Source organism: Pseudomonas sp. 2FG (assembly GCF_005502935.1).
Taxonomy (GTDB): Bacteria; Pseudomonadota; Gammaproteobacteria; order Pseudomonadales; family Pseudomonadaceae; genus Aquipseudomonas.
In genome coordinates this window covers 122,523-140,334 of record NZ_SCMP01000001.1, presented here as the reverse complement: position 1 = coordinate 140,334, position 17,812 = coordinate 122,523, and the positions used below count along the sequence as shown (strand labels likewise).

The following is a 17,812-nucleotide window of genomic DNA, read 5'->3' as shown; positions in this document are numbered from 1 at the left end:
TTTAATATCGAAAATATCTTCTAAACTGTCGTCCAACAACCCCCCTCAAGCAAAAGGACAGCAGCAATGAATAACCTGATCAAATCCGTGCTTTCTAGCCATGCGGGTTACGGCATCACCCTTCTCCGCGTGGTCGCTGGCCTGACCTTCGCCGCGCATGGCGCGCAGAAATTGTTCGCCTGGTTTGGTGGTTATGGCCTGGTGGGCGTCGGCCAGTGGATGGAGAGCATCGGTATTACGCCCGGCTACCAGATGGCGTTGTTGGCCGGTAGTGCGGAGTTCTTCGGTGGCCTGGCGCTGGTGGTCGGTTTGTTGGTACGCCCGGCGGCACTGGCGCTGGTCGTGGCGATGTTGGTGGCGGTGTTGACTGTACATTGGGTCAACGGCTTCTTTATCACCGAGAATGGCTTTGAGTACGCGATGATCCTGGGGTTGATCAGTGCAGTACTGCTGATCGAAGGGGCTGGCAAGCTGTCGCTGGATCGCCGTATCGTCGGCTGAAGCTGAACCATCAGCGACAAACGAAAGCCCGCCTTGTGCGGGTTTTCGGCGTTTTAGGGTTTGCCCTGGTTGCGGGCGGCGGCGAGCTGTACGGCGGCATCCAGGCGCAGGCGTTCCTGTTCGTTGAACTGTTTCTCGGCCAGTTGGCGGATGGCTTGATCCTTATCCACAGGGCTCAGCCCTTGCTCGGCTTGGATCTTGGCTTTCGCGGCACTGTAGTTGGCCACACGCCGATGCCAACCCGCACGCTGCTGATCCAACGCTTCCAGTCGAGCGGTGGCCTCGGCGCCTACCAACTGCTGGCGCAGCGTGCGGATCTGCTCGGCACTGGCACCTTGCGCTTGCAGTTGTGCGCTCTGCGTGTGCAGTTCGTTTTGCAGTTGTGGCAGCAGGCTGTCCTGCAACTTCGCTGGCAGGCTTGCGCGCAGGCGATCCAGCGCGGCGCCTTTGGCGGCGGCATTCAGGCTGTGGTCATGGCTGATGGCCAGGCGTTGCAGGCTGAACTGGTTGTAGGCCTCTTCCTGGGCGAAAAACGCCTGATGCGCCTCGGGGCTGAACAGTCGTGCCCGTAGCGCCTGTACCACGGCTTCGCGCTGACGGATCGCGTCCAGGCTGCTCAATTGCGGCATGTCGCGCTCCAGCAGCACCAGTTCAGCTTTGTAGTTCAGGTACTGATCGAGCAGGGCCAGGGCCTGGCTCTCGGCTGGCTGCTCAAGCTGGCTGGCGATGTAGTCGTGCAGCCGTTTGACGCTGCTTGGCATTGATTCCTCGCCAATCGAGCTCAAGAAGTAATCGAAGATGTGCCGGATGTCCTCGCTGACCAGCAGGTTGCCGGCCGCGTCGAGATGAAAGCTGCCGTCGACCTGTGTGCCGCTGAAGGACGGCGGTAGCGCTTGTAGCGTGGCCGGCAAAGGTGCGGCCGGCAGGTTGCTTGGACTGGTCGAAGCTTGAGTGCTAGACGGCTCGGCCGCAGCGACTGGCACTGCTGTCGTGGCCACGTTGGTCGGTATCGCGCTCGGTTGCAGGTAGAGCATCAGCGCCACGCAGGCGCTAAAGGCAACAGGCAGAAGCAGCAAGAGTCTCTTCACGGGTACTACTCCTGTTCAGCCCGGGCGGCGAACAGCCGGGCCCAGCCGGGCCCCGCTGCCGGTGTTTAGAGGCCGACGTTTTTCAGGCGGTTAGCCTGCTGGCGGTAAACCGTGGTGGGGTCGGTCTCGAATAGGCTGGTCAGACCAAAGGCCTGGTTGACCTCGTCGAGGTGGTTCATCCGATAGTCGTCGCGGATCACCTGGCCCAGGTGCGAGCTGCAGCGGCCGACCAGACCGTCGTTGGCGGCGCCGTTGAAGGTCAGCGACGTGGCGCCGAGCAGCAGGTCGCTGGGATCCAGGAGGTTGGTCAGCGGGCTGGTACCGCCCCAGGAGTAGTAACGCACGCCATTGACGCTGTAAGCGCCTTCGCCACACTCACTGGTGGGGATGCCCTGCGGGAACTTGGCGTTGAACACGGCGGCGCCAGCACTGTTCAGTGACTCCAGCGTACCCAGCGCATTTTGTGGCGTGGTGCTGGAGCTGGAGGAGAAGAAATTGATCAGTCCGCCGAGGCCGTTGACTATCCCGCTCAACAGGGTCTCGCCTGCCGAGCCCGGCGGGACCTGGCGAATGAAGTCGGCGGCGGCCGAGCCCTTGTGCGGTGCGCCAACGCTGGTCGCGGAGGCGATCAGTTCGGGGCGCACGGCGGCGACATAACGGATGGTCGGGCCACCATGGCTATGGCCGATCAGATTGACCTTAGGCTGGCCACTGATCGCGACTATCTCTTCCACCTGGGCCAGCAGTTGTTCGCCGCGTGCTTCGGAGGTGTCGAGTTGGCTGACTTCGGTGATATAGACCTTGGCGCCATCGCTGCGCAGGGCTGAGGGAATGCCGTACCAGTAATCGATGCCGAGGATGCTGTCGAAACCCAGCATGCCGTGGGCGAGCACCACAGGGTATTTGGTTTGGGTATAGCCGGATGAGCCGAACCAGCCTGCTTCGGCTTGGCTTGAGATAAGCAAGCCAGAGGCGAGGCAGAGGGCGAGCAGGGTTTTATTGTTGTTCATGTGCGCTCTCGTAAGGGGGTGAATAAGGCGGGTAGCGCAATCCTTGCGAGCCGCACGCCCATCCAAGGGCGTGCACTTCAGCGCAGGGCACAGCGCACTATTCATGCCATGTTCAGGCAGCCGCAGGCAGCGGCTCTGGGGCGAGCTCTAGCGCGCGAAGGCTGAATTTTCAGGGGCGCTGCAAGCTGGTGCTGCTGTTACGTGGTGAAACGATAGCGCCGCCGCTTGGGAGTAATTGCCAGCGTTCCAGCAGCCGATAGTGCGTGCCACGGGCGGTGTTTTCCGAGGCGAACAAGGCAAACTCGCTCACTGGCCAATCGAAGGATGGGTTGGCATCGACCGTAAATAGGGGGCAGTGGCGAGCCAGGGTCAGGTGCGGGTGGAAGGGGCGGCTTTCCAGGTTGAAACCCGTGTTGAGCAAATCGGTGCGCAGCTGCTGGGTCAAGGTCAGCAGTGCGGCTGGCGTTTGGCTGGGCGCGAGATAGAGCAGGCCATTGCGCCAGCGGTGCAGCGACTCCAACGGCAGATTAAAGGCCGGAGCCTGCAGACTGGCGGCAAGCGCTTTCAGCTCGTCTATGCGTCCACGCGGCTGGCTACCGAGAAAGGCCAGGGTCAGATGGAGATTGCCTGCGGCAACCGGCCGGCCGTCCAGGTACAGGCTGTCACGCCAGGCGGTGATGGTGCGGGCCAACTCGGGCGGGCAGGCTAGGGCGAAGAACAAGCGCAGAGGGGGTGTGCTCATGGCTGACTGCTCCAAGGGGGCGTCTTGACAGTATTGCCTGTGCTTCTCTAGGATTCCGCCCCATGCGCCGATTTAAACAGCTACTTGCGGGGCGCCGAGCACCTTCCATGAAGGTTTCTCATAGAAGTCTTTCACCAAGGCTTCGAAATACCGCTAAAGCGCTGGTTCGGTGTCGCCTCTCACCGCTGCCTAGCGGAATTCTTGAGGCGGAGACACCACCGCATGAGCCGTCCTAAACCTCTCTGTCCTAGACCCCTGGTTCGTCTGGCCCCGATCACTTCTGGGTGGGTTCAACGCAATCCGAAAATCCTTCTCGGCGGCAATCACCAGCCGACCTTGCTGCGTTATCTCGATGGCTGGCCGAAACGCTGGGATGGATCACGCACCTTCCTGATTCAATTTGCCCGCGATGACGAGTCGCTGGCGCGCTTTGCAACCGACAGTTTCGACCTGGCGGTGGTGCAGGCGCCGACTGCCGAGCGTTTGCAGGAGGTCGTGCGGGAACTGGTGCGGGTGGCGCGGCAGGGGCTGATTACCCGGCGCTAAGCGCCGGCCTTGGCTTGCGCCGCCGAGCTTATCTGGCCGGCAAGCAAGACCGGCTGGGTTTAGCGGTAGTGGATCTCGACTATGTAGCAGGTCTTCTCGCCGGTCGGCGCCTGAACCCGTACCTCGGCATCCAGCGCTTTGCCGATCAGGGCGCGCGCCAGCGGTGAGTCGATGCTGATCAGGTGCTGTTTAAGGTCCAGCTCGTCCGGGCCAACGATGCGGTAGCACGCCTGCAGGCCCTCTTCATCTTCAATCGTGACCCAGGCGCCGAAATAGACCTTGTTCGGATCGGACGGGTGCTCGCTGACCACCTTGAGGTTTTCCAAGCGTTTGCTGAGAAAGCGCACGCGGCTGTCGATCTCCCGCAGCATCTTCTTGCCGTAAATGTACTCGGCGTTCTCCGAACGATCACCGAGCGCGGCGGCCTCGCTGACGGCCTGGGTGACCTGCGGCCGGCGTACATGCCACAGCTCGTGCAGTTCGGCGCGCATCTGTGCTTCGCCTTCGGGGGTGATCAGCGGGGTGCCAGCGGAACGCGGTGGGCGGTAACGGCTCATGGTGTTCGATTACTGAGAAGGGAGAGCGAGTTTAACAAGCTCAGCCCTCACGCAGCACTGTGAGTGGACTGGCGTTCAGCGCGCGACGGGTACCCAGTACGCCGGCGCCGCCGACGAGCAGGGCGCCGAGCAACGGCAGCAGCAACAACCAGGGATGCGGCTGCCAGGCCATGTCGAAAGCCAAGCGATAGAGCAGAAAACTCACCAATTCGCAGCCCAGCGCCGCTAGCACACCACTGGCGGCGCCGAGGACGCCAAACTCGGCACGCCGCGCCTTGATCAGCAGCTCGCGCTCGGCACCAATGGCCCGCAACAGCGCGCCTTGGCGAATCCGCTCATCCAGCGTCGCTTGCAGGCCGGCGAAGAGCACCGCAAGGCCGGCGGCCAGCACAAACAGCAGCACATACTCCACCGCCAGAGTGACCTGGGCGAGGATGCTGCGTAGCTGCGCCAGCAGTGCTTCGACCTGCAGCAGCGTGACGGCCGGGAAGGCGCGGGCCAGCTCGACCAATTGCCGCTCGTGCTGCGGCGGCAGATAGAAGCTGGTCAGGTAGGTAACGGGTAGATCCTGCAAGGTGCCAGGCTCGAAGACCATATAGAAGTTAGGTTGGAAACTGTCCCAGTCGACGTCGCGCAGGCTGGTGACTTGGGCATCACGCTCGAGCCCACCGATGCTGAAGCTCAGGCGGTCGCCGAGTTTCAGTTGCAGGCTTGCGGCGAGCTTGGCCTCGACTGAAACGCCGGGTAACGCGCTGGCGTGAGCACGGCTCCACCAGCCGCCGGCGCTCAGGCGGTTGCCTTGCGGCAACTCGGCAGCCCAGGTGAGGCTGAGGTCGCGGCGGATGGCGCGGTCGCCGGTCGAGTCCTTGCTCACCACCTGCTTGACGGGCTCACCATTGATGGCCACCAAGCGTCCTGGCGCCACCGGATAGAGCGCTGCGGGATGTGGCGAGAGCACGGCTAGGCGTGCGGCGAAGGCGTCCTTCTCGGCTGGCAGCACATTCAAGGCAAAATGATTGGGCGCCTCTTTCGGCAGTTGATCTTGCCAGCTATCCAGCAGTTCGCCGCGCAGTAGCGCGATCAGCGCCATGGCCAGCAAGATCAGGCCGAATGCCAGGGCCTGCCCGGCGGCTGCCAGTGGGTGGCGCAGCAACTGACCGAGGCCCAGGCGCAGAGGTAGCGACGCGCGGGCCAGTAAACGCCGCAGGCCTTGCAGGGCGAAGACGAGCAGGCTTGCGAGCAGTAGAGCGGCAATCAGGCCGCCGCCGAGTAGGGCCAGGGTCAGTTTCAGATCCAGGCTCAGACGCCACATGATCAGGGTGAGTGCCAGCAGGGCGGCGCCGTAGACCAGCCAGGAGCTCGGCGGCACCGGGAGCAGATCGCGCCGCAGTACCCGCAGCGGCGGTACGCGCCCAAGGGCGGCCAGCGGCGGTAAGGCAAACCCTGCCAGGGCAACCAGGCCCGTGGCAATCCCGGCCAAGGCCGGGAACAGGCCGCCGGCCGGTATCTCGGCGGGCAGCAGGCCGTGTAGTAAGTAAAACAGCCCCTGTTGCGCCAGCCAGCCGAGCAGGGCACCTAGGCTGCTGGCGGCTAAACCGAGCATGGCCAGTTGCAGGCTGTAGAGACTCAAGGCTTCGCTGCGCGACAGGCCCAGGCAGCGCAGCAGGGCGCTGGCGTCAAAGCGCCGGGCGGCGAAGCGTGCCGCGCAGAGCGCCACCGCGACACCGGCGAGCAGCACCGCCGCCAAGCTGGCGAGGTTCAGGTAACGCTCGGCACGACCGAGGGCCCCGCCGATCTGCCGGTTGCCATCGCGCGCATCCTCCAATTGCTGGTGTGCGGCGAGTGCGGGCTTGATCGCCTTGCGGTAGCCGGTGAGCGCGTCGGCTGTACCGCGCCATAACTCGCGGTAACGCACACGGCTGCCGGGCTGCACGATGCCGGTGGCGGCGAGGTCGTCGAGGTTCATCAGTAGCCGGGGCGTCAGGCTATAAAAGTCGCCCGCGCGATCGGGTTCATAGGTGAGCACACGACTGAGCCGCAACGTCTTGGCACCAATCTCGATGCTATCGCCGATTTTAAGGTTCAAGGCGGCCAGCAGGCGTGGCTCGGCCCAGGCTTCGCCAGGCTGCGGGCCGCCGCCGACGGTTTCTGCCTGGTAAGGTGCGGCGGCGCTTTTCAACTCGCCGCGCAGCGGGTAGGCGCTGTCGGCGGCCTTGACGCTGGCCAGTTGGATGGCCGCGTCGGTGGCGATGACGCTGGAAAACTCCACCACCTGTGCGTGTTGCAAACTCAGCCGTTGGCCCGCGGCAATTTGTTCGGCGCTAGCCGGCGAGCTACCGCTGAGCAGCAAGTCCGCGCCGAGGAACTCGGTGGCGCGCAACAGCATGGCGCCATTCAGGCGGGCACTGAAATAGCCAATGGCGGTGCTGGCGGCGACGGCGACGAGCAAGGCAAAGAACAGCACGCGCAACTCGCCGGCGCGGGCATCGCGCAGCAACTGGCGCAGTGCCAGGGCGAGCAGGCGGGCGAAGGGCAAACGCGCCATCAGGGCTCCACGCGGTCGACGAGATGACCGCCCTCGAGGCGGATCAGGCGCTGACAGCGATGGGCCAGGCGCTCGTCATGGGTGACCAGAATCAAGGTGGCACCGCGTTCCTGGTTCAACTCGAACAACAGGTCGCTGATGCGCTCACCGGTGTGGCTGTCGAGGTTGCCGGTGGGTTCGTCGGCAAACAGCACATCCGGTTCGGCGGCGAAGGCACGGGCGATGGCCACCCGTTGTTGTTCGCCACCGGAGAGCTGGCGCGGTGAATGGCTCAGGCGCTGCCCGAGACCAACTCGCTCGAGTAGACTGCGCGCCCGCTCGCGGGCATCCCGGCGACCTTCCAGCTCCAGCGGTAGCATGACGTTTTCCAGTGCATTGAGGCTGTCCAACAACTGAAAAGACTGGAAGACAAAACCAACATGTTCCGCGCGCACTCGCGCCCGCTGGTCTTCATTCAGCGTGCCCAGGCTGTGGCCTGCCAGGGTGACCGCACCGGCGCTAGGCAGGTCCAGGCCGGCGAGGAGGCCGAGCAGGGTGGATTTACCCGAGCCGGAGGTGCCGACAATCGCCAGGCTATCGCCGCGCATGAGATCAAGTGACAGGTCGTGCAGGATGGTCAACTCGCCTTCCGCGCTGGGAACCACTTTGCTAAGGTTCCGCGCAGAGAGAATGCTTGCGCTCATGGAGAATCCGATGCGTACGTGGTGGGTAAGTAGTGCCCTGATGCTGTTGCTGTGGGCTCAAGGGGCTGCGGCGGACACCGTGCTGGTCGTTGGCGATAGTATCAGCGCCGCTTTGGGCCTGGAAACCAGCCAAGGCTGGGTAGCCTTGCTGCAAAAGCGCTTGGTAGAGGATGGTTTCGAGCAGAATGTGGTGAATGCTTCGATCAGTGGCGACACCAGTGCGGGTGGCTTGGCGCGCCTGCCGGCGCTGCTTACAGAGCATCGCCCGAGCGTGGTGATTATCGAGTTGGGCGGCAACGATGGACTGCGCGGCCAGCCCCCAGCGCAATTGCAACAGAATCTTGCGGCGATGATCGATGACTCCCGCGCCCAAGGGGCTCGGGTGCTGCTGCTGGGCATGCGGCTGCCACCGAATTACGGCGAGCGTTACAACAAGGCGTTTGCCCAGGTGTTCACCACGCTGGCTGAGGAGAAGCAGGTGCCGCTCGTGCCGTTTTTCCTTGAGGGGGTGGGTGGCGTACCGGAACTGATGCAGGGGGACGGCATTCATCCTGCGGCGAGTGCACAGCCGAGGTTGCTGGACAACCTCTGGCCAGCCCTGAAACCCTTACTCTGAGGCTTTTCCGCAAGCCGCCTTTCGGCTAAGGTGGCGGCCCCGCTCAGGAGCCCTCAATGCCGCGTCCCGCCTGGTCTTTGCACGCCTATCAACTGATCGAGCCGGACGAGCAGCTTGATCTGTTCGCCTGCCGTGAAGTGCGCTTGCATTTGGTCGCTCGCCAGCTTGAGTTGAGCGGTTTTGCCGATCGCACGCTGTGTGGCGGGTTGCTGCCGGCGCAGCCGCGCTGGTTGGACGTGGAAAGGCCGATGCTGCGCGATAAACGCCTGTGTTCGGCCTGCTATGCCACCCTGCAAGCGCAGCGTGGCGGCGAACGGCCGGTCTGGCCGGGTGTCTGAACCCTCCCGGCAACTCAAGTGCCAGTGTACAATTGCGTTCTCTCTAATTAGCTAATTACGCCAAGGATTTCCGGATGTTGTCGTGCGCTCCTGCCGTCGCCCGTTCCCTGTCTCTCGCCGCGCTGTTCTCGGTCGGCCCAGTTGCAGCTCTGGAACTGCCTTTGCCGCCGCCGGGCGAAGATATCGTCGGCCAAGTGCAGGTGATTAAAGCCAAGTACGAAGATACTTTTGCCGATATCGGTGTGGCTAACGATCTGGGCTACTTGGAAATGGTCGCAGCCAACCCAGGCGTTGATCCTTGGCTGCCGGGTGAGGGCACCGAGATCATCTTGCCGACGCGTTTCGTGCTGCCGCCTGGCCCGCGCGAAGGCATAGTGATCAATCTGGCGGAATACCGTTTGTACTACTTCCCGCAAGGGCAGAACGTCGTGCACACCTACCCCTTGGGGATCGGTCGTGAAGGCTGGGGCTCGCCCATCGCGGCCACCACTATCACGGGAAAAACACCGAACCCGGCGTGGTATCCGCCAAAGTCGATTCGTGAAGAGCACGCGGCGGATGGTGACCCATTGCCAACAGTTGTGCCGCCAGGGCCGGACAATCCGCTGGGTCCGTTCAAGTTCACCCTCGGTGTGCCGGGTTACTTGATCCATGGTTCGAACAAGAAATTCGGCATCGGCATGCGCGTCAGTCACGGGTGCTTCCGTATGCTCAACCAGAATGTGCTGGAACTTTCCAGCATGGCCCCGGTGGGGACCAAGGTGCGCATCCTTAACGATCCCTATAAGTTTGGCGTCAGCGCTGGCAAGGTCTATCTCGAGGCTCACACGCCGCTCGATGATCATGGTGTGCCGTCGGTAGTCGACAAGCATACCGCGGTGATCAATGCCTTGCTCAAGCGCGAGGATCAGCTCGGCAGCCTGCGTCTGGATTGGGAAGTGGTGCGCGAGGTGGTGGCTGCCGAAGATGGCCTGCCAGTAGAAATCGCCGAGCCTAGCCCTGCAGTGGCGAGTAACGTTGCCGACCAGATCTGATCTGTAAGCTGTGCAAAAAGCCCGCTGCGTGGTGACGCGCAGCGGGCTTTTTATTGTGCCTTACTTGGCTTTTGACGAACTGCAGGCAAAAAAAAGCCGACCCAGAAACCGGGTCGGCTTATATAGCCTCGAGAGACTATTACTTGCGGCTGGCTTTTTCCAGCATACGCAGAGCACGCTCGTTGGCTTCGTCAGCAGTTTGCTGAGCCTTCTGAGCAGCTGCCAGAGCTTCGTCAGCCTTACGGTAGGCTTCATCAGCACGAGCTTGAGCACGAGCTGCTGCGTCTTCAGTAGCAGTCAGACGGGCTTCAGTTTCTTTGGATACGCTGCTGCAACCGGTGGCCAGAACTGCGGCCAATGCCAGAGCAGAGAATTTCAGAACGTTGTTCATCGTGTTCCCCTTAAGGTGGACTTTTCCATAAAAGCAACTCCCCGAGCTCGAGGAATTAGCCGGCCTACATACTACTCATTACCTGTAGTAAGTAAACTGACAGAGCGCCGGCACGACACTTTTTTTCGGCTTATTGAGTGTTTGGTAAGCAACGCGCAATGTTTTTGTATAAAAAATATCCAACTTTGCTCACGGCTCGCCCAAGCATCATTATCTTGCCGCAGTAAGCCGGTGATCGGCTTTGGGGTGCGCTTGGTTGTCGCGAGCGCAAGCGCAACTAGGCATAACTTTATCGGGCGCTCATTCGGCGCTGATCTCATTCACGAGATTAAAGCCATCTGTGCGAGTTTGCCTGGCGTTGAGCGGTGACTGGCAATATGCCGGCCTGATAAGCTCGCGGGCTTAGGCTTACAGCAGTGAGCCTGTCGTTAGACATCAAGGACGTCCACGTGTCGAAAATTCTTAAATGGGGCTTGCTCTCTGCACTGGTCATTGCCGTGCTGATCAAACTGTCGCTCTGGTTGTCGGTGCGCTCGATCATGGACGATGCTATTGGGCAGTTGTCGCCTTATATGGACATCAGCTACGGCGGTATCACCTCTTCTTTCGATGGCCGGGTCGGCCTGGAGAAAGTCGATGTGCGAGTGCCGGCTCTGGGCGATAGCGTACGAGTGGCGCACGCTGAGCTGAAGTTTAACGGCCTGGGTGAACTGCTGCGTTTCAAGGAGCGTCTGGCCGAGGGCAAGTTCCCTGAACAGCTGGCCGTCAGCCTCAAAGGCTTGGCGCTGGATGTTCACGGCCCGTTTATGCAACAGCTGTATGACCTTCCCGCTGAGCGCAGTGTGTTCACTGCGATGAGTGAAGTGGCGTGCGGCAAGGTGCGTAATATTGGCACGACCGAGCTGCTGGATATGGGCTATCGCACCTTTGAAAGCGATGCGCAGTTCTCTTATCTGTTCCAGCCTGGTGCGCAAAAGCTGACCTTCAATCTGACCTCCGATACCCGTGAGATGGGTGAGCTGCGTCTGGGGTTGTCGCTGGCTAATATGTCTGAAAAGCCCGGCGATCTGCGGGTTAACCCGCCGAAGGTGGCGCTGGTAACGGTTGAATTAAATGACAACCAATACCAGCGCAAGGTGCAGGAGTACTGTGCGGGCAAGCTTGGGCAGTCCACTGAGGTCTATCTGAAAACGGCGGTGGAGCAGTTTGACCGGGTACTGCGCAGCCAGCGTGTCGCCCTTGATTCGCCGGTACTCGAGGCCTATGGGCGCTATCTAAAAGACCCGCAGTCACTGCGCTTGGAGCTTAATCCGAGTGAAGGCATGACCTGGGACGGGCTGCAGTTCTTCGAGGCCAAGGATGTGTTGGCAATGCTGCGCCCGACCTTGCTGATCAATCAGCAGTTGGTTACGCCGCTGGGGTTTGCCTGGGTCGATCCGACTACGCATAAGGAGCCGCTGGCCGATGAGGTTGTGGTTGCAGAAAAAGTTGAGTCAACGGGTGCTACGCCGCAATATGAGTTCGTCAATGTAGCCAGCTTGCCGGATTATTCCGGCAAGCGTTTGCAGTTCATCACCCATGATGGTGCCTACTATCAGGGTGTGTTGCGCAAGGTGGAGAACGGCAAGGCGTATCTCAGTGTCCAATTTGGCGCGGGATCGGCGGAGATGTTTCTTCGCCTGGAAAAGATCGATAAGGTAAGGGTCATGTTTTAAGACCCGCTGAGGAATAGTGATGAGCGAGGCGTTGTCTATCAACCATGACCAGGCTGGTCATCGATTCGAGACCACTGTGGATGGTGATCGTGCCTACCTGGCCTATATGGATCTGGGTAAGCAGACGCTGGATATCTATCGTACTTTCGTGCCGAATTCGTTGCGTGGTCGTGGTATCGCTGCCGCCTTGACTGAGCGGGCTTTGGAGTACGCCGAGAGCATGGGCTATACGGTGATTCCCTCCTGCTCCTACGTGGAGCGCTATATGGAGCGTCGTCAGCGGCACGCGGCGAAGGGCTGAAGGGTTGGGTTTAGACACACAAAAACGCCGGGCATTGCCCGGCGTTTTTGTGTGTGCGGTTATCAGCCGCGCTGGCGCTTGGGCAGTACGTCCTTGAGTTTGGCGTGCATGCTGCGCAAGGCTTTCTCGGTGCTGTCCCAGTCGATGCAGGCGTCGGTGATGGAGACGCCGTACTTGAGTTCGCTGAGATCCTTCGGAATCGACTGGCTACCCCAGCCGAGATGACTTTCCACCATCAGACCGACGATCGACTGATTGCCTTCGAGGATCTGATTGGCGACGTTCTCCATCACCAGTGGCTGCAGGGCCGGATCCTTGTTGGAGTTGGCGTGGCTGCAGTCGACCATGATGTTCGGGCGGATGCCGGCTTTGCTCAGCTCTTGCTCGCAAATGGCGACACTGACCGAGTCGTAGTTCGGCTTGCCGTTACCACCGCGCAGTACCACGTGACCGTAGGCGTTACCCTTGGTGGTGACGATGGATACGCCGCCTTCCTGGTTGATACCGAGGAAACGATGCGGGCTGGACACCGACTGCAGGGCATTGATCGCAACCGTCAGGCCGCCGTCGGTGCCGTTTTTGAAGCCCACTGCCGAGGACAGACCTGAAGCCATCTCGCGGTGAGTCTGCGATTCGGTGGTGCGGGCGCCAATCGCCGACCAGCTGATCAGATCTTGCAGATACTGTGGCGAGATCGGATCGAGCGCTTCGGTGGCCGTCGGTAGGCCCATTTCGGCCAGGTCGCGCAGCAATTGACGGCCAATGTGCAGGCCATCCTGAATCTTGAACGAGTCGTCCAGATACGGATCGTTGATCAGGCCTTTCCAGCCGACGGTGGTTCGCGGCTTTTCGAAATACACGCGCATCACCAAATACAGGCTGTCCGACACTTCGGCTGCCAGAACTTTCAGGCGCTCGGCATACTCGTGAGCGGCCTTGATATCGTGGATCGAGCAGGGGCCCACCACCACGAACAGACGATGGTCTGTGCCATCGAGGATGTTGCGGATCACCTCGCGGCCATGGACAACGGTGTGCAGGGCAGCGTCGGTGAGCGGAATTTCGTGCTTGAGCTGATCCGGTGTGATCAGGGTTTCGTTGGAGGCAACGTTAAGGTCGTCGATCGGTAAATCAGCCATCGTGCTACTCGTCAGGTCACAGTTCGTCAGGTCACGGGTGCCGGCCGCCAGCCATCCCCGCGCGGCGGAGCACAGCATTATGAGCGCAACGGGGAACGGAACCTTAGCGCGTTACAGGTCGCCTCGACAATGGGGTCGGGGTGCTTTAATCGGGCGGAAGGTGGCGAAATGCCTAGGTCAGGTCGGCGCTGGAGAATGCTGCGGCATGTTGCGCGATCCACTCGCGGGCAAAAGCTTCGAGCGGCAGCTGCTCACCCAGCTCCTGTTCGCGCTGGTGGCGGTAATGCTCGATTTGGCAAACTTGCTCGAGCATACGGGCGCGAAACAGGGTGTCTTCGTCGATAAAGGCGATGCCGACCAGATAGTCATCAGCCTGCTTGCGGCACCAGGCGACAACGCCAGGGTAGCGCGCCTGCTCGCCGAGCAGCGGAATGCGCAACTCCACCGCGGTACCGCGGCGAAAGCCTCGGCTGGAGTTGCATGCGACCCCGCCCAGACTGATATTGTGCAGCCGCTGCCGCGGTAGGAATGCGTGCTTGCGCAGAACCAACTCCACGGGCATATCGCTGGGGTGACGCAGAAACTGTCGCATGACAACTAACTCCCAATGCCGACAGATGGACATCGCTTTGAACAGTATAGTGACCGAACTGGAATTGACGGATTTCGATGCGGATCATCGTTTGCTCGGTCTGTCTGGAACCTCTCTGCTGATCTTTACTGGCATAGGTTGTGCCAGTTGTCGTTGGGCCCGCGGCGAACTGCCGAAATTGGCCCTGCCGATAGATCGGCTCTGCTGGATCGATGCCGGCGAGAATGGCGGTCTGGTCGAGCGCTATGAGGTATTTCATCTGCCGGCATTGTTTATTGTGCGTGATGGTCAGTTTTTCGGCGCAGTGCAGTCGCGTTTGAGCACCGTCGATTTAGTTAATGTCCTGGGTGAGGCTTTGACTCGCTCGGCAGAGGAGCTTCCTTGATGTCTGAATTCAAACGCCCGCGTATTGGCATTATCGGCACCGGTGCCATCGGTGGGTTTTATGGCTTGATGCTGGCGCGCGCGGGTTTTGATGTGCATTTCTTGTTGCGCAGCGAGTTCGCGGCGGTCGCCGAGCAAGGGTTGCAGTTGCATAGCGCGGTGCATGGGGCGCTCAGCCTGAAGCCGGTGCAGGCCTACCGTTCGGCCGCCGAGATGCCGCCTTGCGATTGGCTTTTGGTGGGAGCTAAGAGCACCAGTAATGCCGCGCTGGCGCCGCTTATCGAACAGGCTGCCGCGCCAGGCGCCAAGGTCGTACTGCTACAGAATGGCTTGGCGGTCGAGGAGGCCTTGCGCCCGTTATTGCCAGAGTCGCTGCATTTGCTCGGCGGTCTCTGCTTTATTTGCGTCCATCGGGCGGCCCCGGGTGTGATTGAACACCAGTCCCTGGGCGGGGTGAATCTGGGTTATCACTCGGGGCCGGCGCTCGATTCGGCTGTCCAACAGAATATCGTGCAAGAGGGGGCGGCACTGTTCAGAGCCGCCGGGCTGGACTCCAGCGCCATGCCTAATCTAGAGCAGGCGCGTTGGCAGAAACTGGTCTGGAATGTGCCGTACAACGGGTTGTCGGTCTTGCTGAATGCGGGCACCACGGCGTTGATGGCCAATGCCGATAGCCGCGCGCTGATCCTGGCGATCATGCAGGAAGTGGTGCAGGGCGCAGCGGCCTGCGGCCATCAATTGCCGGAAGGTTTTGCCGGCAAGTTGCTCGGCGCGACTGAGCGCATGCCGGATTATTTGCCGAGCATGTACCACGACTACGTGCAACACCGGCCGTTAGAGTTGCCGGCCCTCTATGCCGCGCCTCTGGCGGCTGCGGGGCAGGCCGGATGCGGGTTGCCGCGGATCCAGGCGTTGTATCAGGCGTTAGCTTTTCTCGATGCGCGCAATTTGAGTTGAGGTCGATATGAACAAGGGACTGGGCGACAAGCTGGTATTGGCGATTTCCTCGCGGGCGTTGTTTGACCTGCGCGAGAGCCACCGGGTTTACGAGGCCGAGGGTGTCGAGGCTTATCGTCAGTATCAGATCGAGCATGAAGAAGAGATCCTCGCGCCTGGCGATGCCTTCCCGTTGGTGGAGAAACTGCTCGGCCTGAACAACACGCTGGGCCAGCAGCGGGTGGAGGTGATTCTGGTCTCGCGCAACAGTGCGGACACCGGTCTGCGTGCGTTCAACTCGATCCAGTACCATGGTCTCGGCATCTCCCGCGCGGCCTTTGTCGGCGGACGTAGTCCCGATCCGTACCTGGCTGCGTTCGGCTGCCACTTGTTTCTCTCTACCCACGCAGAGGACGTGCGCAGCGCGCTGAAGGCCGGCTTCGGCGCGGCCACGATTCTCTCCGGTGGCGCGCGGCGGGCGGCCAGTACCGAATTGCGGATAGCTTTTGACGGTGATGCCGTGCTGTTTTCCGATGAATCCGAGCGGGTCTATCAGCAAGCGGGCCTGGCCGCCTTCCAGACCCACGAGCGCGAGTCGGCCCGGGAGTTGCTGGGGGGCGGGCCGTTCAAGCCGTTTCTGGCGGCGCTGCATCGCCTGCAACAAGAGTTTCCGGAGGAGGCTTGCCCGATCCGCACCGCGCTGGTGACGGCGCGTTCGGCGCCGGCGCATGAGCGGGTCATTCGCACCTTGCGCGAGTGGAATATCCGCCTCGACGAGTCCTATTTTCTCGGCGGCTTGGAAAAGGCGGCGATCCTGGAAACCTTCGGCGCCGATGTGTTCTTCGACGATCAATCCGGCCACTGCGAAAAAGCTCGTGAGGTGGTCGCCACCGGGCATGTGCCGCATGGCATCAGCAACGAGCCGCAGTTATAAGCCCGTAGATATACAAGTCCAGTGGTAGAACCACGCTCGGCCATTCGTCTCGGATGGCTCCCGCTTCCTCGGTTTGCGGTTAGCGCTGCTAAGCTCAAACAAGGCCCGTACGCTGGCAGTTGAGGAGGCCGCATGGTTCATTCAATTCTTTACGCTACCGATCTTGGCCTGTACGCCCCCTACGTCTTGCAGCACGCCCTGGCCTTAACGCGCGCTTTTAATGCCGAACTCTATGTGGTGCATGCGGTGGAGCCCATGGGCTTGTTCGCCGAGTCGGTGCTACAGACCTACCTGGACGAAGACCTCCTCAAGGACATGCGCAGCAATGGCCTCAGCACCGTCATGGCCAGCATTGAACAGCGGGTGTTCGAGGGCTTTCGTGATGAGCTGGGCGAGGCTCAGCAGGACATGGCGCTGATCCGCGCGGTGCGCGTGGTGCAGGGTGATCCGCCGCTGGTGATTCTCGATGAGGCGCAGAGATTTGCAGTGGATTTGCTGGTCGTAGGCAGCCATAGCCATGGCACGGCGCAGGACATTCCGCTGGGGCGGACAGCCGCACGCTTGGTGCAGTTATCCGAGGTGCCGGTTTATTTGGTGCCCATGTTGCAGCATCGCGGTCGTGGGGAGCTTTGACGGCTGTTAGACGAATGGCAAGCAAGGCTGAAAAAATCGTCTAGTTTTATTCTTCTAACCATTAATATGGTTATATAACGTCGCTGGCGTCCGCAGCGCCGTCTATTTGCTTTGAGGGATATTTATGAAGCTCCAGCAATTGCGCTACATCTGGGAAGTGGCGCACCACGACCTCAATGTTTCCGCCACGGCACAAAGCCTTTACACCTCGCAGCCGGGGATCAGCAAGCAAATCCGCCTGCTGGAAGATGAGTTGGGTGTTGAGGTGTTTGCCCGCAGTGGCAAGCATTTGACTCGGGTGACACCGGCTGGCGAGCGGATCATCACCACTGCTGGGGAAATTCTGCGCAAGGTCGAGAGCATCAAGCAGATCGCTCAAGAGTTCTCCAATGAGAAGAAGGGCACGCTGTCCATCGCCACCACGCACACCCAGGCGCGCTATGCCTTGCCGTCGGTGATCAGCGGCTTTATCAAGCAGTATCCGGATGTCGCCCTGCACATGCACCAGGGCACGCCGATGCAGATCGCCGAAATGGCGGCGGACGGCACCGTCGATTTCGCGATTGCCACCGAGGGGCTGGAGTTGTTCAACGACCTGGTGATGATGCCTTGCTATCGCTGGAACCGCTGCGTCGTGGTGCCCCAAGGGCATCCGCTGAGCAAGCTGCCGAAGCTGACGCTGGAGGCCTTGGCCGAATATCCGATCGTGACCTACGTCTTCGGCTTTACCGGGCGCTCGAAACTCGATGAGGCTTTCAGCCACCGTGGTTTGACCCCGAAGGTGGTGTTTACTGCGGCCGATGCCGACGTGATCAAAACCTATGTACGGTTGGGCTTGGGGGTGGGCATCGTGGCCAAGATGGCCGTGGACGCGAAGCTCGATCCGGACCTGATGGTGCTGGATGCCAGCGAGTTGTTCGAGTCCAGCGTGACCAAGATCGGTTTCCGTCGCGGCACCTTCCTGCGTGGCTTCATGTGCGACTTTATCGAGAAGTTCGCCCCACACCTGACTCGCGATGTGATGGCTAAGGCCGTGCAGTGTCACAACAAGTCCGAGTTGGAAGAGTTGTTCCACGACGTGCAATTACCGACCTACTGAGGGTGTTCCAGCAACAAGAAGCCCGGCC

General features: G+C 61.0%; 21 protein-coding genes. 12 read left to right on the top strand and 9 right to left on the bottom strand.

Going from position 1 to position 17,812, the window contains the following annotated elements; translation table 11 throughout:
• The first annotated feature begins 66 nt into the window (after positions 1 to 66).
• A complete protein-coding gene (locus FFS13_RS00630; RefSeq protein WP_137817197.1) occupies positions 67 to 501 on the top strand; it encodes a DoxX family protein in 435 nt (144 codons plus the stop codon).
• A 53-nt stretch (positions 502 to 554) separates the two neighbouring features.
• On the opposite strand, the gene FFS13_RS00625 is transcribed toward FFS13_RS00630, so the two are convergent.
• The 3 genes from FFS13_RS00625 to thpR all read right to left on the bottom strand — a co-directional run bounded on the left by FFS13_RS00625 (position 555) and on the right by thpR (position 3,341).
• Entirely contained in the window at positions 555 to 1,589 is a 1,035-nt protein-coding gene (locus FFS13_RS00625) for a lipase secretion chaperone (protein ID WP_137817196.1), read from the bottom strand.
• Positions 1,590 to 1,654: 65 nt separating this feature from the next.
• Positions 1,655 to 2,599 (bottom strand): triacylglycerol lipase, encoded by a 945-nt coding sequence (locus tag FFS13_RS00620; protein WP_137817195.1) that lies wholly within the window; start codon positions 2,597 to 2,599, stop codon positions 1,655 to 1,657.
• A gap of 169 nt (positions 2,600 to 2,768) precedes the next feature.
• Positions 2,769 to 3,341, bottom strand: coding sequence for an RNA 2',3'-cyclic phosphodiesterase (thpR, locus tag FFS13_RS00615; RefSeq protein WP_137817194.1), 573 nt, complete (start codon positions 3,339 to 3,341; stop codon positions 2,769 to 2,771).
• A 222-nt stretch (positions 3,342 to 3,563) separates the two neighbouring features.
• Between thpR and FFS13_RS00610 the strand changes: the two genes are divergently transcribed.
• Positions 3,564 to 3,887, top strand: coding sequence for a hypothetical protein (locus tag FFS13_RS00610; protein ID WP_137817193.1), 324 nt, complete (start codon positions 3,564 to 3,566; stop codon positions 3,885 to 3,887).
• Positions 3,888 to 3,946: 59 nt separating this feature from the next.
• Here the strand turns inward: FFS13_RS00610 and greB are convergent, their stop codons facing one another.
• From greB to FFS13_RS00595, 3 genes are read right to left on the bottom strand one after another with little or no spacing between them, the layout of a single operon-like run.
• Entirely contained in the window at positions 3,947 to 4,444 is a 498-nt protein-coding gene (gene greB / locus FFS13_RS00605) for a transcription elongation factor GreB (RefSeq protein ID WP_137817192.1), read from the bottom strand.
• A gap of 40 nt (positions 4,445 to 4,484) precedes the next feature.
• Complete coding sequence (locus FFS13_RS00600; protein WP_137817191.1) at positions 4,485 to 6,989, bottom strand: ABC transporter permease; 2,505 nt, start codon at positions 6,987 to 6,989, stop codon at positions 4,485 to 4,487.
• Positions 6,989 to 7,672, bottom strand: a complete 684-nt coding sequence (locus FFS13_RS00595; protein WP_137817190.1) for an ABC transporter ATP-binding protein — start codon at positions 7,670 to 7,672, stop codon at positions 6,989 to 6,991. The genes FFS13_RS00600 and FFS13_RS00595 overlap by 1 nt, the downstream gene beginning before the upstream one ends.
• A 10-nt stretch (positions 7,673 to 7,682) precedes the next feature.
• Between FFS13_RS00595 and FFS13_RS00590 the strand changes: the two genes are divergently transcribed.
• From FFS13_RS00590 to FFS13_RS00580, 3 genes are all read left to right on the top strand, one after another.
• Complete coding sequence (locus FFS13_RS00590; protein ID WP_137817189.1) at positions 7,683 to 8,288, top strand: arylesterase; 606 nt, start codon at positions 7,683 to 7,685, stop codon at positions 8,286 to 8,288.
• A 56-nt stretch (positions 8,289 to 8,344) separates the two neighbouring features.
• Positions 8,345 to 8,626 carry a hypothetical protein gene (locus tag FFS13_RS00585; protein WP_137817188.1) on the top strand — a complete coding sequence of 94 codons (282 nt, stop codon included), beginning with the start codon at positions 8,345 to 8,347 and terminating at the stop codon, positions 8,624 to 8,626.
• Between the two features lie 74 nt (positions 8,627 to 8,700).
• Entirely contained in the window at positions 8,701 to 9,660 is a 960-nt protein-coding gene (locus tag FFS13_RS00580; RefSeq protein ID WP_137817187.1) for a L,D-transpeptidase family protein, read from the top strand.
• Positions 9,661 to 9,799: 139 nt separating this feature from the next.
• On the opposite strand, the gene oprI is transcribed toward FFS13_RS00580, so the two are convergent.
• Positions 9,800 to 10,051 carry an outer membrane lipoprotei OprI gene (gene oprI / locus FFS13_RS00575; protein WP_003448337.1) on the bottom strand — a complete coding sequence of 84 codons (252 nt, stop codon included), beginning with the start codon at positions 10,049 to 10,051 and terminating at the stop codon, positions 9,800 to 9,802.
• A 497-nt stretch (positions 10,052 to 10,548) separates the two neighbouring features.
• On the opposite strand from oprI, the gene FFS13_RS00570 reads away from it, so the two are divergent.
• A complete protein-coding gene (locus FFS13_RS00570; protein WP_305956007.1) occupies positions 10,549 to 11,766 on the top strand; it encodes a hypothetical protein in 1,218 nt (405 codons plus the stop codon).
• Between the two features lie 19 nt (positions 11,767 to 11,785).
• Positions 11,786 to 12,067: a GNAT family N-acetyltransferase gene (locus FFS13_RS00565; RefSeq protein WP_137817185.1), complete on the top strand. Its 282-nt coding sequence runs from the start codon at positions 11,786 to 11,788 to the stop codon at positions 12,065 to 12,067.
• Positions 12,068 to 12,129: 62 nt separating this feature from the next.
• Here the strand turns inward: FFS13_RS00565 and FFS13_RS00560 are convergent, their stop codons facing one another.
• Positions 12,130 to 13,206, bottom strand: coding sequence for a 3-deoxy-7-phosphoheptulonate synthase (locus tag FFS13_RS00560; protein ID WP_137817184.1), 1,077 nt, complete (start codon positions 13,204 to 13,206; stop codon positions 12,130 to 12,132).
• 172 nt (positions 13,207 to 13,378) lie between these two features.
• Positions 13,379 to 13,798 (bottom strand): PilZ domain-containing protein, encoded by a 420-nt coding sequence (locus FFS13_RS00555; protein ID WP_137817183.1) that lies wholly within the window; start codon positions 13,796 to 13,798, stop codon positions 13,379 to 13,381.
• Here FFS13_RS00555 and FFS13_RS00550 point away from each other — a divergent pair.
• From FFS13_RS00550 to cysB, 5 genes are all read left to right on the top strand, one after another.
• A complete protein-coding gene (locus FFS13_RS00550) occupies positions 13,797 to 14,183 on the top strand; it encodes a thioredoxin (RefSeq protein ID WP_137817182.1) in 387 nt (128 codons plus the stop codon). The genes FFS13_RS00555 and FFS13_RS00550 overlap by 2 nt on opposite strands.
• Positions 14,183 to 15,139 carry a putative 2-dehydropantoate 2-reductase gene (locus FFS13_RS00545; protein ID WP_137817181.1) on the top strand — a complete coding sequence of 319 codons (957 nt, stop codon included), beginning with the start codon at positions 14,183 to 14,185 and terminating at the stop codon, positions 15,137 to 15,139. Before FFS13_RS00550 ends, FFS13_RS00545 begins: the two co-directional genes overlap by 1 nt.
• Before the next feature lie 7 nt (positions 15,140 to 15,146).
• A complete protein-coding gene (locus FFS13_RS00540; protein ID WP_137817180.1) occupies positions 15,147 to 16,052 on the top strand; it encodes a 5'-nucleotidase in 906 nt (301 codons plus the stop codon).
• A 132-nt stretch (positions 16,053 to 16,184) separates the two neighbouring features.
• Positions 16,185 to 16,685 (top strand): universal stress protein, encoded by a 501-nt coding sequence (locus tag FFS13_RS00535; RefSeq protein ID WP_137817179.1) that lies wholly within the window; start codon positions 16,185 to 16,187, stop codon positions 16,683 to 16,685.
• Positions 16,686 to 16,809: 124 nt separating this feature from the next.
• Positions 16,810 to 17,784: an HTH-type transcriptional regulator CysB gene (gene cysB / locus FFS13_RS00530; protein WP_137817178.1), complete on the top strand. Its 975-nt coding sequence runs from the start codon at positions 16,810 to 16,812 to the stop codon at positions 17,782 to 17,784.
• Positions 17,785 to 17,812: the final 28 nt, after the last annotated feature.

What these genes read in the sequence shown, in the direction of transcription:
- FFS13_RS00630 (WP_137817197.1), top strand. Translation starts at nt 67, where the DNA reads ATGAATAACCTGATCAAATCCGTGCTTTCTAGCCATGCGGGTTACGGC.
- FFS13_RS00590 (WP_137817189.1), top strand. Translation starts at nt 7,683, where the DNA reads ATGCGTACGTGGTGGGTAAGTAGTGCCCTGATGCTGTTGCTGTGGGCT.
- FFS13_RS00600 (WP_137817191.1), bottom strand. Translation starts at nt 6,989, where the DNA reads ATGGCGCGTTTGCCCTTCGCCCGCCTGCTCGCCCTGGCACTGCGCCAG.
- FFS13_RS00580 (WP_137817187.1), top strand. Translation starts at nt 8,701, where the DNA reads ATGTTGTCGTGCGCTCCTGCCGTCGCCCGTTCCCTGTCTCTCGCCGCG.
- FFS13_RS00555 (WP_137817183.1), bottom strand. Translation starts at nt 13,798, where the DNA reads ATGCGACAGTTTCTGCGTCACCCCAGCGATATGCCCGTGGAGTTGGTT.
- FFS13_RS00610 (WP_137817193.1), top strand. Translation starts at nt 3,564, where the DNA reads ATGAGCCGTCCTAAACCTCTCTGTCCTAGACCCCTGGTTCGTCTGGCC.
- thpR (WP_137817194.1), bottom strand. Translation starts at nt 3,341, where the DNA reads ATGAGCACACCCCCTCTGCGCTTGTTCTTCGCCCTAGCCTGCCCGCCC.
- oprI (WP_003448337.1), bottom strand. Translation starts at nt 10,051, where the DNA reads ATGAACAACGTTCTGAAATTCTCTGCTCTGGCATTGGCCGCAGTTCTG.
- FFS13_RS00560 (WP_137817184.1), bottom strand. Translation starts at nt 13,206, where the DNA reads ATGGCTGATTTACCGATCGACGACCTTAACGTTGCCTCCAACGAAACC.
- FFS13_RS00585 (WP_137817188.1), top strand. Translation starts at nt 8,345, where the DNA reads ATGCCGCGTCCCGCCTGGTCTTTGCACGCCTATCAACTGATCGAGCCG.
- greB (WP_137817192.1), bottom strand. Translation starts at nt 4,444, where the DNA reads ATGAGCCGTTACCGCCCACCGCGTTCCGCTGGCACCCCGCTGATCACC.
- FFS13_RS00565 (WP_137817185.1), top strand. Translation starts at nt 11,786, where the DNA reads ATGAGCGAGGCGTTGTCTATCAACCATGACCAGGCTGGTCATCGATTC.
- FFS13_RS00620 (WP_137817195.1), bottom strand. Translation starts at nt 2,599, where the DNA reads ATGAACAACAATAAAACCCTGCTCGCCCTCTGCCTCGCCTCTGGCTTG.
- FFS13_RS00540 (WP_137817180.1), top strand. Translation starts at nt 15,147, where the DNA reads ATGAACAAGGGACTGGGCGACAAGCTGGTATTGGCGATTTCCTCGCGG.
- FFS13_RS00550 (WP_137817182.1), top strand. Translation starts at nt 13,797, where the DNA reads ATGACAACTAACTCCCAATGCCGACAGATGGACATCGCTTTGAACAGT.
- FFS13_RS00535 (WP_137817179.1), top strand. Translation starts at nt 16,185, where the DNA reads ATGGTTCATTCAATTCTTTACGCTACCGATCTTGGCCTGTACGCCCCC.
- FFS13_RS00595 (WP_137817190.1), bottom strand. Translation starts at nt 7,672, where the DNA reads ATGAGCGCAAGCATTCTCTCTGCGCGGAACCTTAGCAAAGTGGTTCCC.
- cysB (WP_137817178.1), top strand. Translation starts at nt 16,810, where the DNA reads ATGAAGCTCCAGCAATTGCGCTACATCTGGGAAGTGGCGCACCACGAC.
- FFS13_RS00545 (WP_137817181.1), top strand. Translation starts at nt 14,183, where the DNA reads ATGTCTGAATTCAAACGCCCGCGTATTGGCATTATCGGCACCGGTGCC.